Below are 235 nucleotides of genomic sequence, written 5' to 3' on the forward strand. Positions count from 1 at the left end.
CTCCATGCGATCCTCTTCGAAGGCCGCACCCTGGCGCAGGTCATCCAGTTGCTGATGCGCGGCGAGCCGAAGACCGACGTCGATTTCATTCCCACCACCGGCTTCTGACGAGGAGACCGCCATGTCCGCAGACCCGCAAGCACGCGAATCGATCGCCATCCGCATCCTCTGGATGCTGCTGTTCGTCCTGGTCTGGCAGGTCGCCGAACTGCTCCTCGGGGCGGTGGTGGTGATC

1 protein-coding gene is annotated in these 235 nt (G+C 63.8%); it reads left to right on the top strand.

Translation table 11 applies throughout. The features are described 5' to 3' along the window. Positions 1-121 precede the first annotated feature (121 nt). Positions 122-235, top strand: a 114-nt coding sequence (locus tag AAEY88_RS15855) for a DUF4389 domain-containing protein (protein ID WP_407074474.1), incomplete at its 3' end; no start/stop codon positions are given.

This window comes from Psychrobacter sp. CAL346-MNA-CIBAN-0220, assembly GCF_040309805.1.
GTDB lineage: Bacteria > Pseudomonadota > Gammaproteobacteria > Pseudomonadales > Moraxellaceae > Psychrobacter.